Here is a 15,414-nt window from a genome sequence, read left to right as displayed (position 1 = left end):
AAGATTAAGCACAATGCTGTCCACCGGCGTGGAAACCGCGCCGGGCATCCCGTAGTCTCATCATCTGCAAAAACGGTCGATGCCGAAGAAACGCCGCAAACTGAATAAAGAGATGGAAGCGGATATGGCCGCCTCCAAACGCAAAATTGAGTTGATCACAGCGTTGATCCATGACATTCGCGAAGAAGACATCCAGGCCGAATACCTGGAAGCCTTCGGCAAGGTGAGATCAACGGTGGTGAATCTGATTGCCAAGTACACCACCGACGGCTTCTGCGAGGAAACAGAAGAATTGTTAAGTCAATACCGCGAATTGATCACCAACTTTGAAGAGGAATACGAGCTGTAGCTGTAATCAGCGGCTGTAAGACACACCTCGATAGCAGAATTGGCCATGGGAGGCGACAGGATCGTGGCCTGCAGCCAGGTAAGAGCGTCCTCGATAGGTGAGCTCCTGAGCCGGCCTTGCTTGCCGTTGCCGCGCCTCAAAGGCGCTGCGGTCGTAGTGAAGCTGCTCGGCGGCGGCATCGTGACGGGCATAGGCCTGCCCGCGGTATTGAAGAGTGATCATGAAACGCGTCCAAGAAAGACCGACGTCCCCGTTCCATGGCGTCAGTCGTACTGCGCTTCGCCGGAGCGAAGTGAACGATGGGTAGCAACCGCTACAGAATCGTTATAGCGACAATGCCCCGCACTCTGGTGTTCGGATGAATACACTTTCGGGTCTTTCCCTGGCCGTCGTCGGACATCTGGAGTGGATGTCGTTTCTGCAGGTCGATCAACTCCCACAGGCTGGGCGCATTGCCCATGCTGCGTCCAGCTTCGAAGAGGTCGGTGGCGCCGGAGCTGTCGTTGCCGTTCAAATGGCCCAACTCAGCGGAACACGGGTGCGGTTCTTCACAGCCCTCGGCCGCGATGACATCGGAGAGCGCAGCCTGGAACGGTTGAAGGAACTCAACGTTGAACCCCATGTCGCTTGGCGGAATGAACCAACACGACAGGGGATCAGCATGGTGGACGGCGTTGGAGATCGGGCCATCACCGTGGTCGGAAAACGGCTTCAACCCGAGGCGGGCGATCCCCTCCCATGGCAACAACTCAGCCGCTGTGATGGGGTCTTTGCTTCCGCAGCCGATGCCAAGGCACTTGTCCTGGCGCGCCAGGCCAAGGTGCTAACGGCCACGCCTCGGTTGCGTCAAACCACCCTGCAGGAGGCCGCGATCAGCCTGGATGCCCTGATTGGCAGCGGACTGGATCCCGACGAACAGCTCCGCCAACCGCTTGGTTTTCCAACTCCCCGGTGGCAAATCGCCACGGAGGGCAATCGAGGTGGTCGGCTCAGCCCCGGAGGTCACTACCCGGCCACCCCTCCACCGGGTCCGGCGATCGACAGCTACGGATGCGGCGACAGCTTCGCGGCCGGAGTCACCGCAGGGCTGGCGGCGGGCTGGTCCGTGGATGAAGCCATCACCCTCGGAGCGACAGTCGGCGCACGATGCACGACATGGCATGGACCCTTTGAACGTTGACCCCCCGCATCCATCGATCAGCATCGACGCACAACTGCCGCAATCTGTCGTAACCACAACCTCAGAGTTGTGTTGTCCAGGGGATAACTGCCCCAGTTCCTGGATGCACCGTGGATCGCCCGATCGAACTCTCCATCACCCAACGCTTCGAGGTTGAGCGGATGAATCGCGCCATCGATGCCACCGCCGATCGAGAGCAGCTGCAGGCGATCGCCAAACAGCTGCTTCAGGCCTGGCAAAGCCAGCGGGCTGCCACGGAATGGGTGAGGCAAGACATGGACAGCACCCCTTAAGGTCACAGACCCTCAGAACAACCGATGGCTCTCAGGCAGAAGGATGCTCAGGTTTCCCCCCTGCGCCTCAAGATCACTCTGCTGTTAGCAGGGTTCGGCCCCTTGATTGCCATTGGCCTTTGGCTGCAATCTCAAGGCTTTTTCAGCTAAAGACACCACCATGCTTCGCCCCATCAGCATCGGCATCGCCGGTTGTTCCCTCTTCGCCAGCTCCTGCATGGTCCTGGCCGCTGAGCCCAGCTTGTCCCTCAAGCTGCGCAACGGTGACACGATCACAGGAACTCCGGTTCCTGAGGAATCCACTGAGACCACCCAAGTGCTCATGCATCCGCAACTTGGACGGGTGGAGATTCCCCGCGACGCCATTCAACCGACAGCTCCCAAACAACCTTGGTCCAGCTCCATTTCCGCGGGCCTGAATGCCAACGGAAAAGATGGCGACAGCACGCTGAGCGGGAACGTCAAAGTGCTTTCGGCTTATCGGGATGACATCAATAAACTCGAATTCAAAGCCGCAGCGAACTACAGCCGAAGCCAAAACAAAGGAGAATCGCCAGAAATAAAAACCAAAAAGGGTGAATTCAGCCTTCGCTACGACCGCACACTCCAACGCGGTCTAGGGCTCTACGCCCTCAGCACATACCAACGCAATGCGTTGAATGATGTGGGAACCGATGATGTGCTCGCCTCACTCGGCCTCAGTGTTCCCATTCTCAAAACCGAGACAACGGAACTCACCCTTTCGGCAGGCCCCTCCGTGCAATGGAGTGGTGGAGGTTCTGACTGCTCAACCGACCCATACTGCGACAACAGCTACGCCGGAGGCACCATCACGGCGGAGCTGAGCTGGACACCCTGGCGGGCTGTTGAAGTCAATCTTGCCAATCGTCTGTCGGCAGCCTTTGCCTCAGAGATCAAACCCTCGAACACATTCACAGCACAACTGAAACTCTTCCCAGTCCCTGAGAGTCGTTTATTCACCAGCCTGGAGTTCCAGTCGATCTACCAAAGCATGACAACTCCAACCCAGAACAACACCGTTACAGCACAGGTGGGCTTAGACCTTTAATCTGACTCTTGTTGAGGTATGGCTCTGCCGCTTTTTCCAATCCGAGGACGCGTTGTCCTAATCGGTATCGTTGGAGCAACAGCGGCACTGACTTATACGCTCACACTCTCGCTGATGCAGCAAGAGAAGATTGATCTGAGAACGGTGCAACCTCCGGAAGATTTGCGGGTTGCACCCACCGCAACAATCATTCCCAATCGCTGGGGGAGCCAAGAGGAGACGGATTCCACAGCTGCCAAGAAGCGTGATCCAGTCAACCCAAAACGGGATCAACAAGCCGACGCCACCACCGAAGACACCGAGAACGACACCACCACTGAGGCAACTCAGGAGGCAGCCTTGCCTGCGGGATGCTCGATTCCACCCGGTGGAGGCCCCCCCGTGAACGCCGCCTTTGAACCATGCTGACGCCGCCACTCAACGAAGACAGCCTGCACGAATTGTTCAGCAAACCCTATGGATCACCGGGTCCGACAGCCGAACAATGGAGAGCTGTCTATGCAGAGGATGTCATCTTTGTCGACCCAACACAAACACAGTCAGGAATCGAGTCCTACATCAAGGCACAGGATAATTTATTGCGTCGGTGCGACGACACATTCCTAGAAGCCCTTAACGTTGTAAAAAACAGCGATATCGCCTTTGTCGAGTGGAGAATGGGACTCAAGATCAATGGAATTGAATTTATTTACCCAGGGACAACACGACTTCAATTCAACGAATCAGGTCTCATTGTCAACCACTACGATTACTTTGACTTCATCCTGCCAACCTTCGGTCCTGTGCCAATTTTGGGTGGATTGACCCGCTGGGTTTACGGGCGTTTCATCGACTGATTCACCCGTGTTCCGTTTTCTTCATACGGCCGATTGGCAGGTCGGCAAGCCCTACAGGCGCATTCAAGACGAGGGCAAGCGTGCCATTCTTCAAAGGGAACGCATCGCCGTCATTGCACGAATCGCCGAGCATGCGCTGACGAACAGTGTCGACGCCGTCCTCGTGGCAGGGGACCTTTTCGATTCACCGACCCCCACCAGTGGCGTTTTAGTGGAGGTCTTGGAAGCCATCGGTCACATGGCCGTTCCGGTGCTGGTGATTCCCGGCAACCATGATCACGGGGGGGCGGGATCCGTCTGGCATCGCGATGATTTCCGACGCCATCAACCTGAGCTGGCGAGCAATCTCCAGGTTCTTCTCAACAGAAAACCCCTGGAACTCGATCAGGCCGTTGTTCTGCCTTGTCCGCTGCTGCGTCAACGGGATAGCCGTGATCCAACCTTCTGGTTGCGGGATCGCAACTGGGATGGACTCGCGACAGACAAACCACGGATCCTGCTCGCCCACGGCGGTGTCCAAGGTTTTTCGGCGCGGGATTACGACACCGATGACGACGACCAGGGCCAGGCGCTGAATTGCCTCGATCTCAAAGCCCTACCTGAAGGTGCCATCGACTACACCGCCCTGGGCGACTGGCATGGCTTGATGGAGGTCACGCCATCCACCTGGTATTCGGGCACTCCAGAACCGGATCGGTTTGATCGCGGCAACGCCAATCAACGCAGCCAAGTGCTCTTGGTCGAGGTCTCCCGAGGAGAACATCCGCAGGTACGGCCCCTCCCCACCGGTGGGCTGACTTGGCACACCATGGCTGTGACCCTCAACGGTGGAGGCGATCTCGATCAACTGGAACGCCATCTGAAAGAGCAGCTCAGCGGTCGCGTGGCCCGTGATCTGTTGCGACTCGAAGTTTCCGGATCGCTCAACCTGGTCGATCAACAGCGATGGGAACAACTCTGCAGCGATCTCAACGACCGACTGCTGCGTCTGAGGGTCAAAGGCACGATTCAACTGACTCCGGATGTCCGTGAGCTAAACGAGCTCATCGACCAGCAGGACAACCCTTTGATTTCCCGTGTCGCGGCCCAGCTTCAAGACACGATCCATGCCGAGGGCACGGGCGAGCTGGCCAATCTGGCCCTGGTGGAATTGCACCGGCTCATCAGCCGCATCCACGAGGACTGAGGCGATGCGCTTACTGCACTGCCAGCTTGAAAACGTTCGAGTCCATCGATCGCTGGAGCTGACCTTCTCTCCAGGCATCACTGTGATCGGCGGAGCGAACGAGAGCGGGAAAAGCACGCTCGTGGAGGCCCTGCATCGAACGCTGTTCCTCAAGGCCTCCGCCACCGGAGCGACGGTGGAAGCTCTGCAATCGCGTCAGCAGCTCGGCATGCCAACGGTGGACCTGGCCTTCGAAGCCCGAGGCCAGCAATGGCGTCTGCGCAAGCGATTCAGCGGCAGTTCAGGTCAGGTCAGTCTTCAGTCCACGTCGGGGCAGGGTCAGGTCATCAAGGGACCGGCAGCCGAAGACCAGCTGGCCCAGCTGCTCGGCGTTGAGGCCATCCTCAGCAGCCGCCAGGCCAACAAAGGACTGCCTGGACGATGGGCCCACCTATGGGTGATGCAGGGACTAGCAGGGGACAACCCGCTCGCCGACAGCCGCTATGACCTCGATGGTCTGCTCGAACAGCTGGAATTCCATGGTGGAGCGGTTGTGCAGCAATCGCGACTCGATCAACAGGTCTCCCAGGCCTTGGACCAGGCCCTGGCGGAACAGTTCACCAGCCGCGGCGTGAAACGTCACTCACCGCTCTGGCGGTTGGAAGAAGCACACAATGCTGCCGATCAAAGGCTGGATCAGGCCCGACAGCAACTCCAGGACTTTGACGAAGCCACAGCGGATCTCACCAAGCTCAGTCAGGAATTCCATCACCTGGACACCACACTGATCCCCGAACTGACGGAACAACAACGGCAACAGCAGCAGAAGCTCGAGCAGATCCGTTCACTGAAGGCTCAGCAAGATCTTGCAATCAAAGCGCTGGATCCAATTCGACTGCGACATCAAAGGGCCAGCGAACGCATCCAGCGTCAGGACGCTCTTCATCAGGAGATCGTCCAACGCAAGCAACGCCTGGAGGGTCTTGCGGCACGCCTCGCTACGGGACGGCCCAAGCAAATCGAGCTTGAAACGACCCTGGAGGAGCTCACGACGAATCGGCGCCAGGCGGATCAAGCCCTGCAACGTTTGGAACAAAGCAATCTGGAGCTTCAACAACAGATCCAGCGTCGACAACTGGACCACGACCTTGCGCGCACCTGCAGTGACCTCAAGCAACTCAGGGATCTGAGTCGGCAACACCAGCGGTTGTGTCGGGAACGCGACGCCCTGCCCAGCCTTGATACGGCACGAATGGATGACTTGCGCAACCTGGATCGTCAGGTTCGAGAGGCGACGATCCGCTGCAGCGCCATGGCCTCAGGACTGACCGTGCTGAGCAGCGACCAAGGCATCAGCCTGAACGGCCAACCGCTGGCGGTCGGTGAAGAGCACATCATCGATGAACCGTCCGACGTGCACATCGGTGCCAACATTCATCTGAGCATCAAACCCAATGGTGGAGCAGCGCTCAGCTCCTTGAAACAGAGCATCGACACCAATGCTGCGCTGCTGAAAACCAAGCTGAACGCTCTGCAACTGAACGATCTCCAGGCTGCCGAAACGGCCTTCAGCGAGCACCGGCGACTGGAACAGACCCTCCAGTCGATCACCCCACCCTCACCAACGCAGATTCAGGAACTCGAACAGCGGGAGCAGGCCCTGCAAAAGCAGCTGGCTCTGTTGCCGACACCCCAGCAGGCTGAGGCCCCAGCCAAAACAGAGAGAGATCACACGGAACTGCGCGCAGAGCTCGAGAGCCAACATCGAGAGCAGCAGACCCTGAGAACAACGCTGCGCTCCCTCGAAATCCAGCTGGAGAGAACACGGTCGGAACAGCAACGTCATCGGCGCGATCAACACGATGCCGAAACGGAAGCAAAACTGCTGCACAACGATCTGAGCGAACGGCAGCAGGCTCTGACCGCCCTGGTGGAACAGCATGGTGACCTTGCGATGCAGCGCAACGAACAAGCCGAGCAGGACAAGGCCTTGCGGGTGGCAGAGCAGGCCGTGAACCATGTCGAACAACAGCTGAAAGCCCTTGATGCCGAACGATTGTTCGCCGAAACAGAATCCACCTCCCACCAACTGGAGACCCTGCAAAAGCGGCGGGAAGATCTGATCGATCGTCGTGGACGCGGCAAGGAACGCTGCGACCAGATCAGTGCCAGTGATCCTTACGACCGGCTGGCGAAAGCCGAAGCGCAAGCCATGGCGGCCCACGATGAGCTTCAACAGTTCAGACAGCGCATCAAGGCGCAGACCTTGCTTCAGGAGCTGTTTCATTCAGCCCAGAACGACTTATCCCAGCGGTACAGCCAACCTCTCAGCGACGCAGTCAACAACCTGCTCGCACCGATGCTGGGCCAGCAGGCCCACAGCCGTCTGAACTTCCAGCAGGGCAGCGGCTTCCATGGCTTGCAGCTCTGCCGTGGAACGGCTGCTTACGACTTCCGCGAGCTGAGCGGGGGCATGCGTGAACAGTTGGCAGCGGCCGTGCGGCTGGCCATGGCCGACGTTCTGCGTCCAGGCCATGACAACTGCTTACCGCTTGTTTTTGATGACGCGTTCACCAACAGTGACCCAGACAGAGTTCAAGGCCTGAAAGCGATGCTTGAGCGCGCTGCGCAGCGTGGTCTGCAGATCATTCTTCTGAGCTGTGATGCGAGGCCGTACAACACCATCGCCGACGTCATCCACCAGCTGCCTCCCCAAGGGAATGCGACTTAAGCCGTGAAGAAAGATGAGGGAGCCCTGCACAGTCGCGAGGTTCTACCCACCCTGCAGGGACTCGACTTGAGGCAGATGACCCTCGGCGAACTCTTTCTCGAAGCCATCTCCACCGGTGTCATCACCGATGGTGAAATGAACTGGGTGACCGACCACCAAAATCAATTCAGTCGGACTGAAGAGGCTGTTGCCCAACGCCTTGGTCGCCTTCTCGACGAAGGTTCCATCCAACTGGGCTGCCGGGTTGCTCCCAGCTGACGAACCGGCGTCCATCCTCAGCTTCTGGTTCGAGGAGTGCCGACCCGTTCAATGGTTTCGCGCGGATCCCGAGTTTGATGCATGCATCGCGGAACGATTTGGGCATCGGGTCAAGCAGGCGATCCAGGGCGAACTGATGCATTGGGAGCAACACCCCGACTCAGCTCTCGCCCTTGTCCTTCTGCTCGATCAATTCACTCGACAGATCTGGCGGCATCAGCCAAGGGCGTTCTCCGGTGACCCGATGGCACTCCGGATCAGCCTCCTCGCGGAAGTCTGCGGTTGGATTGCCGCCGAACCAAGTCGCCCGAAGCGGCAGTTCTGGTTGATGCCGCGCTTGCACAGTGAGGACCTGAGCATCCAGACCGCAGCCGTTCCATTGTTTGAGCTCTGGACCGACCCGAGAACAACAGCCCTGGCCAGGCGATATCGCGAAATCATTGCAAGCCATGGCCGTTTTCCCCACCGGGACCCCATCCGTCAGCGCTCGCCGGAGAGGAACGGCTCAGATCGGGGTTAACCATCGCTCGGCGTGAACGATTTGATGATCTGCCACGCCTCATCCACGGAGTCAGTCAGCTGGAATAACTCGAGATGTTCGTCGGCAATCAGACCGGAATCAGATAAAAAATCGAAGTCAATCAGCCGCGACCAATACTCACGACCAAACAGCACAACAGGCATCGAGCGCTTCATTCCGGTCTGGCGCAATGTCAACACCTCAAACAATTCATCCAACGTTCCAAATCCGCCTGGGAACAAAACAGCACCGGCAGAGCGCATCACAAAGTGGAATTTCCTTAAGGCAAAATAATTAAATAGAAAGCACAATTCTGGCGTGACATAGGGATTGGGATGCTGCTCGCCCGGAAGTGTGATGTTCAAGCCGATGGAGCGGCCGCCAACATCAAAAGCACCACGATTCGCCGCTTCCATGATGCCTGGACCACCACCGGTCACAATCACATGATGGCGGCCGTCATCGGCCGCTTGTGAACTCACGATCTGAGCGAATTGTCGGGCATCATCATAAAAATGGGATAACTCCCGCAGACGCTCAGCCCTCGAACAAGCCCGCTGAAGCGAAGCCGATTCAGGGTCAAGAGCCAGAGCCTCAACGGCCCGATCCAAGCGCTGCTGTGCCAGGTCTTGCGAGACAACATGCACACCGCCAAACACGATGACTGTGGAGTCAACCTGATGGTCATTCAAGACCGCCTGAGGCTTCGTCATCTCAAGCAGCATGCGCACCCCGCGCATCGCATCGGATTCCAACAATGCGGCATCTTGATGGGCACGCTGGTAGGTGTCCGATTGCAAGATGGCAGTCAAATTCTCCGCAACTCGCGTGGAATCTTCACTGAGCAGCTCAGTAAAGGTTGACGATGACGACATCACCATGCTTCCCCCTCTGACGTGCATGGATGTAAGGCCCGGAGCGGGCAAGCGTCCCTCATCCATGGCGGAAACTTAACCAACAATTTCCAACACACTGTCTCCACGACAACGAGGCCGACGAAGCTAAAGACAACGAGGCGAGGTGAATGATGCCAACGATTCACTGCTCCTACGGAGGCGATCTCCACTGCATCGCACGCCATCAACAATCCGGTGTCGAGATCCAGACCGATGCCCCCACAGATCACGATGGTCGTGGTGAGAGCTTTTCACCGACAGACCTGCTTGCGACAGCACTGGGAACCTGTGTCTTGACCATCATGGGCATCACGGCCCGACGTCGCGGCTGGGACCTTGGGGACGCGAAAGCCAATGTGGAGAAGGTGATGACCACACACCCTCCACGACGAATTGAGACCCTGCGCGTTGACATCACCCTTCCCACCAACCTGACAAAGGAACAACGCAAGTTGCTGCAACGCGTCGCCCAAGATTGCCCTGTGAAACGCAATCTTGATTCCACCATCAACATCGAACTGAACTGGGCCTAAGGGAGAAAAAACATGCGACTCCACTTCATTCCGATTCACATTTTCAGAGAAACTCCAGCTGTCACCTTCTTCGATGCCGGGGTACCAGGGAGCAACGGCACCGATGTTGTTGCACACCACGGGGCAGCCATCTCACCCCCGGATGCCGATGGTAGTGAGCAGTATTACGTTCACCGGCACCAAGTGGACCACAACCTGGTGCTCGAAGGAAAACGACGCTTCACCCTGCTGAATCCCAACTGGGATCATCCCCACCATGTGATCGAACTCGTGCGTGCCATGGGCGCACTTCAAATCCCGATCGGAACCTTCCACCGCTCCGTTTCCAACGACGGCGGCAGCATGGTTCTAAATCAATCACACCGGGATCCTGAGTTCGATTTTCGAACCGAATTCATTCCGGTGCGCTTGAACGATCACCCTGATCTGCAGCAGGCCAAGGCCATCGATCCCTGGGTTTGGAGCTGGAAGGATGGCCATATCTGTCGAGAACACCAGCATCAATGAAAGTGTTTGCGACGTTTGGAGGGAGGCCTTAGCCGTTTCACCAAACGACGACCTGTGTTGGCCAAACGGCGCTGTTCAACCTGCGTCCATCTCCATCCCAGCCAGGACACCAGACAAAGAACAACAAGAACAATCAGCCAACCCATCGAGGCCTTGGTGGCACTGTTCTGGTTGTAGCGACGCTCGAACCGTTCTTCAGCGCCGTTTTCTGGCGTGGAACCTGACCACAGCACTCAGACCCTGGTGAGCCGGGCCTTCATCAAGCACCGTCGTCACCTCCTCCAGGACCAGGCAGTCACAGTCGGCAAAATCCTGGCGAAGCTGCTCTGGTTCCAGCAACCACGACGCCATCGATGGGCCACCGGTCTGGTGGTGCAGCTGTCTGGGGGTGTAAGCCACCAGAATCAGATCGCCACCAGGCTTCAGGGCCATGGAGGCACGCCGGTGCACGTTGATACGCAACTCCGGGGGCAGATGCATCCAGATGGCAACGATGAGGTCCACGCTGGAGACTGGCGGCTCAAAATCCGATAAATCCACCTTCTGACAGGTCAAGGCAACACCCCTGCTCTCAGCCAGCTCTTCAGCAAGTCGCAAACCCTCAGCGCTGAAATCCTGTGCTGTGACCTGGAAGCCACGCTCAGCGAGATACACGGCATTGCGCCCACCGCCCTCAGCCAGACACAGAGCATGACCCGGTCTCAGCTGAGGGACCCGTGTCGTCAGAAACTGGTTTGGGGCCTGACCATAGGCATAGCCCCGTTCAGAGAAACGCTGATCCCAGAACATCTGTCCGGAGCGCCTGGACGCGTCGCGGAGCGTGTCCGATTCATCCACCCTTAACGCTCACCGTCCTGCTCCAACGAACACTCCAGCAGAGCTGCGGTCAGGAGGGTTTTCATCCGTTGAAGCGATTCCTGTTCGCGTGGGTCGGGGCCCCCCGGCCATTTCTCCAAATAAAAGGAGACCGATCGGTGCAACAGCCGTATGGCGTCACGATCGAGCTCAAACTGGAGGTGGGGGCTCGCATCGCTCATGCCTCCATTTTCACGTGTCAACGGACTAGGCCACCTGTGCCGGTGTTCGCAGAAGCTCTGGACTGATCGGACGGGGCTTGAGCAAGCGAGCACGATCAGCGGAACCGGCCTCGGCCAGGTCAGCCTGCAAACCCGCCGAACAACTGCTCAACCGAGACCAACTGGGCAACTGATGGGCAATCGGTGCCTCCAGCAATTTGTTCAGGCCGGAACGCAACAATCCTGAGAAGCTCTGCACAGCCAACTCCTCGGAATGTCGATCGTAGGGGAGGCCATTGACAGCCGAATCGAGACCAAACTGCCGCACTCGATCCTCACCAACCCGTCGATAGAGCACCTCCAAGGTGGGCAGTTGATCCCTCGAGACAATGGACCCTTCGTGCTCCATCAAGCCCCGCAGGACCGTTCCGAAGATCTCACTGGCCATCCGTTGCAACCCCTCTGAGGGTTGTGTCCCAAGCGATTTGTGTTTGTGATCGAACAAGCCGAGGTCAACCTGGGCAATGCGACTTGAGGCCACATGTCGGTACACCTCAGACAACAGACCGATCTCGAGCCCCCAGTCGGAGGGAATTCTCAGATTCATGGCCAGATCTGTTGTGAACGCAAATTCACCTGCCAAGGGATAACGAAACGACTGGAGATATCTGAGATACGGCAGGGTTCCAAACATCTGCTCCAAGCTGCTGAGCAATGGCCCCACAAACAAACGCGTTGCCCGGCCCTGCAGGGCATTCGTTTCGAGGGACAACCTGCTGTAAAACGCTTTGACATAGGCAACGCCGTGGGACGGATCCAGCAGGGGACGCAACATCCGTTCGGGATACGACGGGCCAAAGGTACGGATATCGGCATCGAACAGACCGACCACTTCAGCCTCCTGACAGGCGACCCCGAGGCCTTGCCAGACAGCCCATCCCTTCCCGGGGGGGCCCATCACATCGAGACCAAGTTCTTTGACGGAGAGAAGCAGCTCGCGGACCGCTGGTCCATTGGTCCAATGCACATGCACTGGAAATGGCATGCCTGCAAAGAACTGCTCCGCAGCCGCAACCTCCTCCGCTGAATCCGCCGCTAAGGCAATGACCAGCGATTGCAATCCTTCCAGCTGGGATAAAGCCTCACGGATCAACTTGAGAGCCGGACGACTGAACTCCTCCATCAAGCATGGAATCAACAGAGCTGTTGGCCGTCGCGAAAGCCCCTTGCGAAAGGCAATGGGATCGAGATTGCCCAGACCGTAATCATGGACGGTTGTGATCAGTCCCTGCTGAAAATCCATGCAGTGTCCCTTGAAACAACAAAAAGCAGAGAGCTGACCCATACCTTTGGTGTTGACCGCAGATAGGGGGGCAATGCAGAGAACGCCGAAAAAGAATTTGGACTCTCTGCTCCACAGGCTTTACGGCAAGCAGTCTTCCGAGAGCCTCGATTTGATGTCGTCGCATTTGCTGCAGTCTTGTGAGCAGCTGTCAGCGATCAACCACAATCCAATCCGCTGGGATGCAAGCACCTGCGTTCTGATCACCTACGCAGACAGCGTCCGAGACGACGGGCGGGCGGGACTGGCCACGCTTCGTGATGTGCTCAACACCCACCTGATGCCCTTGGCATCCGTGGTGCACATCCTCCCCTTTCTGGAGTCCACGAGCGACGGTGGATTTGCTGTGTCCAGTCACCACAACCTGGCCGAGCAGCACGGCGACTGGAGTGATCTGGATGCCCTCGCAGAGGGTCGAAGCCTGATGGCTGATCTGGTGCTGAATCACATCTCAGCCTCACACCCCTGGGTGCAGGACTTCATCCAGGGGGCTGAGCCGGGACGATCCTGCATCCTGACCGGATCACCCGACCCCTGCTGGGAGGCGGTGGTCCGGCCCAGGAGTTCTGCGTTATTCACGACGTTGCTCAGTGCCAGTGGCCCGCAACAGGTGTGGACGACCTTCGGGCCTGACCAAGTGGACGTGAACTGGAGGAATCCCGCCGTACTGAAGGGGTTCACCGACTTAATGCAACGGTTCTGTCGGCACGGCGTGTCCTGGATCCGGCTCGATGCCGTTGGCTTCATCTGGAAGGAACCCTTCACGAGTTGCATCCACCAACCGGAAGCCCATCGGATCGTGGAAGTCCTGCGCCTTCTGCTCGATCAAGCCGTGCCCTCTGGAGTTTTAGTCACCGAAACCAATGTGCCAGAGCAAGAAAATCTCTCTTACCTCCGGAGTGGTGAGGAAGCCCATCTCGCTTATAACTTTCCTCTGCCACCCCTGCTTCTCGAAGCCGCCATCAGCGGCAAGGCCGATTTACTCAATCGATGGCTTCGACGCTGGCCACAACTCCCAAGTGACAGCGGTCTGCTGAATTTCACCGCCAGCCATGACGGCGTGGGGCTGCGGCCCCTTGAAGGACTGATGGATGACAACCGTTTGATCCAACTCCTGATCCGATGTGAACAACGCGGCGGTCTGATTAGTCATCGCCGCCTCACCGACGGCAGCGAGATTCCCTACGAAATCAACATCAGTTGGTGGTCGGCCATGGCCGATGGCGGCATTGATCCAGGCCACCTGCAGATCGAGCGGTTCCTGGTCACGCAACTGCTCATCCTCGCCTTGCCGGGAATTCCTGCCTTCTATTTGCCGGCCCTGCTGGCAACACCCAACGATCTGGCCGGTTTCCGTCGATCCGGCCATCGGCGCGATCTCAATCGACCGACATTCCGCCATTCCACCCTGGACAATCGGCTCCGAGATCCCCATGATCCCGCGAGCATCGTGCTTGATCAGCTGCGGACTGCCATGACGATCCGCTCGACCCTGAGCGCCTTTGAACCCAACTCCCCCATGGATGTGCTCAGTGACAGCCGCGAAGACGCGGTCGTTTTGCAGCGGGGGGAGGGCCGAGACACAATCTGGGCCATCCACAACCTCACCCCATCCCGACTGAGTCTCCGCCCGAGCGATCTGACATCCGCTGGGTCCGTTGGACCTTGGTGTGATCGACTCCAGCCGCAATCGAAGTTGGAACAGGCCAATGCACTGCAGCTGAAACCGTTCGAAGTGCGTTGGTTGCAGCAGGAGCCTCAGCGATGAGCGACCAGTGGTGGGTGGTGACCGATCTTGATGGCACCCTGATGGATCACAGTTACAGCTGGGCAGCGGCGGCGGAGGCGATCTCAGCCCTTCAGCGCAAGGGAATTCCAATCATTCCCTGCACCAGCAAGACCGCAGAAGAAGTGCGCGCGTTTCGCGCAGAAGCTGGACTCAACGATCCCTTCATCGTCGAAAACGGAGGCGCCATTCATGGACAGTCCGACAACGGTGAGGAATGGTCGCTCAGCCTCGGACCAAGCCATGGGCAGCTGCGTCCCGAACTTGATGCGCTCAGTGAAGCCCTGAATGAACCACTGTTGGCCCTCGAAGATCTCTCAGAGATCCAAGGGAAAGCGCTGCTGGGACTCGAAGGTGAAACCTTGCGCTCCGCTCAACGCCGTCAGTGGAGTGTTCCGTTTGTCCCGGTGCAGCCCTCCCTGAGACCCAGACTGCATGCTCTCGCCGATGCGCGGGGCCTAAGCCTTGTCGAAGGGAACAGGATGGCCCACTTGCTCGGCAAGACGGTCAGCAAAGGCAACGCCTTGCGGCAGCTGCGAACCAAACTGCAATCCCCGAACGCCAAAGTGCTTGGCCTGGGGGACTCACCCAACGATCTGCCCTTGCTGAATCTCGCCGACATCGCAGTTGTCGTCCCAGGGGCCTCCGGCCCACACCCGGCGTTCTCCGATCAATTGCAGAGCGGTCGCTTTCAACTGGCCCCAGCCAGCCATGCCCAGGGCTGGGCTCAAGCCGTCCAGCAATTGTTGTGACGCAACAGCCCACAACAAAAAGCCCCCACCGTGAGGCGGGGGCTTTCCGATTCAGTTGATCTGAATCGTTTGTTCTGTTCCAGAAGGAACAGGTTGATTCCAGATCAACCGATGGCAGGTGCCTGCAGAGCCACAGGAGTGGACTCAGCAGCAGCCAGGTCGAGGGGGAAGTTGTGAGCGT

Annotated in this window: 19 protein-coding genes; 14 read left to right on the top strand and 5 right to left on the bottom strand. The window is 58.1% G+C overall.

From position 1 onward, the window contains the following. Positions 1–79: 79 nt before the first annotated feature. Positions 80–349: a hypothetical protein gene (locus tag ACGVKB_RS07165; protein ID WP_392350581.1), complete on the top strand. Its 270-nt coding sequence runs from the start codon at positions 80–82 to the stop codon at positions 347–349. 6 nt (positions 350–355) lie between these two features. Here ACGVKB_RS07165 and ACGVKB_RS07160 read toward each other — a convergent pair whose 3' ends face one another. Beyond that, on the bottom strand, positions 356–571 hold the full coding sequence (locus tag ACGVKB_RS07160) for a hypothetical protein (RefSeq protein ID WP_392350580.1): 216 nt from the start codon (positions 569–571) through the stop codon (positions 356–358). 136 nt (positions 572–707) lie between these two features. On the opposite strand from ACGVKB_RS07160, the gene ACGVKB_RS07155 reads away from it, so the two are divergent. The 9 genes from ACGVKB_RS07155 (at position 708) to ACGVKB_RS07115 (ending at position 8,401) form a co-directional block, all read left to right on the top strand. After that, on the top strand, positions 708–1,529 hold the full coding sequence (locus ACGVKB_RS07155; RefSeq protein WP_392350579.1) for a PfkB family carbohydrate kinase: 822 nt from the start codon (positions 708–710) through the stop codon (positions 1,527–1,529). A gap of 110 nt (positions 1,530–1,639) precedes the next feature. Then, complete coding sequence (locus ACGVKB_RS07150) at positions 1,640–1,822, top strand: hypothetical protein (RefSeq protein ID WP_392350578.1); 183 nt, start codon at positions 1,640–1,642, stop codon at positions 1,820–1,822. Positions 1,823–1,982: 160 nt separating this feature from the next. Continuing rightward, positions 1,983–2,891 carry a DUF481 domain-containing protein gene (locus ACGVKB_RS07145; RefSeq protein ID WP_392350577.1) on the top strand — a complete coding sequence of 303 codons (909 nt, stop codon included), beginning with the start codon at positions 1,983–1,985 and terminating at the stop codon, positions 2,889–2,891. Between the two features lie 114 nt (positions 2,892–3,005). Continuing rightward, complete coding sequence (locus ACGVKB_RS07140; RefSeq protein ID WP_392350576.1) at positions 3,006–3,299, top strand: hypothetical protein; 294 nt, start codon at positions 3,006–3,008, stop codon at positions 3,297–3,299. After that, entirely contained in the window at positions 3,293–3,727 is a 435-nt protein-coding gene (locus ACGVKB_RS07135; RefSeq protein WP_392350575.1) for a nuclear transport factor 2 family protein, read from the top strand. Before ACGVKB_RS07140 ends, ACGVKB_RS07135 begins: the two co-directional genes overlap by 7 nt. A 7-nt stretch (positions 3,728–3,734) precedes the next feature. Then, the gene (locus ACGVKB_RS07130; protein ID WP_392350574.1) at positions 3,735–4,913 is read left to right on the top strand and encodes an exonuclease SbcCD subunit D; all 1,179 of its coding nucleotides are present in this window, start codon (positions 3,735–3,737) and stop codon (positions 4,911–4,913) included. Positions 4,914–4,917: 4 nt separating this feature from the next. Beyond that, positions 4,918–7,623 (top strand): AAA family ATPase, encoded by a 2,706-nt coding sequence (locus ACGVKB_RS07125; RefSeq protein WP_392350573.1) that lies wholly within the window; start codon positions 4,918–4,920, stop codon positions 7,621–7,623. A gap of 3 nt (positions 7,624–7,626) precedes the next feature. After that, the gene (locus ACGVKB_RS07120; protein ID WP_392350572.1) at positions 7,627–7,881 is read left to right on the top strand and encodes a hypothetical protein; all 255 of its coding nucleotides are present in this window, start codon (positions 7,627–7,629) and stop codon (positions 7,879–7,881) included. Next, on the top strand, positions 7,868–8,401 hold the full coding sequence (locus tag ACGVKB_RS07115; protein WP_392350571.1) for a DUF924 family protein: 534 nt from the start codon (positions 7,868–7,870) through the stop codon (positions 8,399–8,401). Before ACGVKB_RS07120 ends, ACGVKB_RS07115 begins: the two co-directional genes overlap by 14 nt. Here ACGVKB_RS07115 and ACGVKB_RS07110 read toward each other — a convergent pair. Next, positions 8,398–9,276: an LOG family protein gene (locus tag ACGVKB_RS07110; protein WP_392350657.1), complete on the bottom strand. Its 879-nt coding sequence runs from the start codon at positions 9,274–9,276 to the stop codon at positions 8,398–8,400. The two genes, ACGVKB_RS07115 and ACGVKB_RS07110, sit on opposite strands and share 4 nt — an antisense overlap. Before the next feature lie 152 nt (positions 9,277–9,428). Here ACGVKB_RS07110 and ACGVKB_RS07105 point away from each other — a divergent pair, with 152 nt between their 5' ends. Together ACGVKB_RS07105 and ACGVKB_RS07100 are read left to right on the top strand one after the other, a co-directional pair. After that, positions 9,429–9,830, top strand: coding sequence for an OsmC family protein (locus ACGVKB_RS07105; RefSeq protein ID WP_392350570.1), 402 nt, complete (start codon positions 9,429–9,431; stop codon positions 9,828–9,830). 12 nt (positions 9,831–9,842) lie between these two features. Next, positions 9,843–10,337 (top strand): hemagglutinin, encoded by a 495-nt coding sequence (locus ACGVKB_RS07100; protein WP_392350569.1) that lies wholly within the window; start codon positions 9,843–9,845, stop codon positions 10,335–10,337. 195 nt (positions 10,338–10,532) lie between these two features. Here the strand turns inward: ACGVKB_RS07100 and ACGVKB_RS07095 are convergent, their stop codons facing one another. From ACGVKB_RS07095 to ACGVKB_RS07085, 3 genes are read right to left on the bottom strand one after another with little or no spacing between them, the layout of a single operon-like run. Further along, complete coding sequence (locus ACGVKB_RS07095) at positions 10,533–11,174, bottom strand: class I SAM-dependent methyltransferase (RefSeq protein ID WP_392350568.1); 642 nt, start codon at positions 11,172–11,174, stop codon at positions 10,533–10,535. A gap of 2 nt (positions 11,175–11,176) precedes the next feature. After that, positions 11,177–11,374 carry a hypothetical protein gene (locus ACGVKB_RS07090; protein ID WP_392350567.1) on the bottom strand — a complete coding sequence of 66 codons (198 nt, stop codon included), beginning with the start codon at positions 11,372–11,374 and terminating at the stop codon, positions 11,177–11,179. 25 nt (positions 11,375–11,399) lie between these two features. Next, positions 11,400–12,656: a glycosyl transferase gene (locus ACGVKB_RS07085; RefSeq protein ID WP_392350566.1), complete on the bottom strand. Its 1,257-nt coding sequence runs from the start codon at positions 12,654–12,656 to the stop codon at positions 11,400–11,402. A gap of 73 nt (positions 12,657–12,729) precedes the next feature. On the opposite strand from ACGVKB_RS07085, the gene ACGVKB_RS07080 reads away from it, so the two are divergent. Both ACGVKB_RS07080 and ACGVKB_RS07075 read left to right on the top strand, forming a co-directional pair. Beyond that, entirely contained in the window at positions 12,730–14,463 is a 1,734-nt protein-coding gene (locus ACGVKB_RS07080) for an alpha-amylase family glycosyl hydrolase (RefSeq protein ID WP_392350655.1), read from the top strand. Further along, positions 14,460–15,233 carry an HAD-IIB family hydrolase gene (locus ACGVKB_RS07075; RefSeq protein ID WP_392350565.1) on the top strand — a complete coding sequence of 258 codons (774 nt, stop codon included), beginning with the start codon at positions 14,460–14,462 and terminating at the stop codon, positions 15,231–15,233. The genes ACGVKB_RS07080 and ACGVKB_RS07075 overlap by 4 nt, the downstream gene beginning before the upstream one ends. Positions 15,234–15,414 lie beyond the last annotated feature (181 nt).

Source organism: Parasynechococcus sp., from assembly GCF_042954325.1.
GTDB lineage: Bacteria > Cyanobacteriota > Cyanobacteriia > PCC-6307 > Cyanobiaceae > Parasynechococcus.
This window is presented reverse-complemented; position numbering and strand designations above follow the sequence as displayed.

Excerpts from the sequence above, each read along its gene's own strand:
- ACGVKB_RS07165 (WP_392350581.1), top strand. The coding sequence starts at position 80 with ATGCCGAAGAAACGCCGCAAACTGAATAAAGAGATGGAAGCGGATATG.
- ACGVKB_RS07160 (WP_392350580.1), bottom strand. The coding sequence starts at position 571 with ATGATCACTCTTCAATACCGCGGGCAGGCCTATGCCCGTCACGATGCC.
- ACGVKB_RS07155 (WP_392350579.1), top strand. The coding sequence starts at position 708 with ATGAATACACTTTCGGGTCTTTCCCTGGCCGTCGTCGGACATCTGGAG.
- ACGVKB_RS07145 (WP_392350577.1), top strand. The coding sequence starts at position 1,983 with ATGCTTCGCCCCATCAGCATCGGCATCGCCGGTTGTTCCCTCTTCGCC.
- ACGVKB_RS07140 (WP_392350576.1), top strand. The coding sequence starts at position 3,006 with ATGCAGCAAGAGAAGATTGATCTGAGAACGGTGCAACCTCCGGAAGAT.
- ACGVKB_RS07135 (WP_392350575.1), top strand. The coding sequence starts at position 3,293 with ATGCTGACGCCGCCACTCAACGAAGACAGCCTGCACGAATTGTTCAGC.
- ACGVKB_RS07125 (WP_392350573.1), top strand. The coding sequence starts at position 4,918 with ATGCGCTTACTGCACTGCCAGCTTGAAAACGTTCGAGTCCATCGATCG.
- ACGVKB_RS07110 (WP_392350657.1), bottom strand. The coding sequence starts at position 9,276 with ATGTCGTCATCGTCAACCTTTACTGAGCTGCTCAGTGAAGATTCCACG.
- ACGVKB_RS07105 (WP_392350570.1), top strand. The coding sequence starts at position 9,429 with ATGCCAACGATTCACTGCTCCTACGGAGGCGATCTCCACTGCATCGCA.
- ACGVKB_RS07100 (WP_392350569.1), top strand. The coding sequence starts at position 9,843 with ATGCGACTCCACTTCATTCCGATTCACATTTTCAGAGAAACTCCAGCT.
- ACGVKB_RS07090 (WP_392350567.1), bottom strand. The coding sequence starts at position 11,374 with ATGAGCGATGCGAGCCCCCACCTCCAGTTTGAGCTCGATCGTGACGCC.
- ACGVKB_RS07085 (WP_392350566.1), bottom strand. The coding sequence starts at position 12,656 with ATGGATTTTCAGCAGGGACTGATCACAACCGTCCATGATTACGGTCTG.
- ACGVKB_RS07080 (WP_392350655.1), top strand. The coding sequence starts at position 12,730 with ATGCAGAGAACGCCGAAAAAGAATTTGGACTCTCTGCTCCACAGGCTT.
- ACGVKB_RS07075 (WP_392350565.1), top strand. The coding sequence starts at position 14,460 with ATGAGCGACCAGTGGTGGGTGGTGACCGATCTTGATGGCACCCTGATG.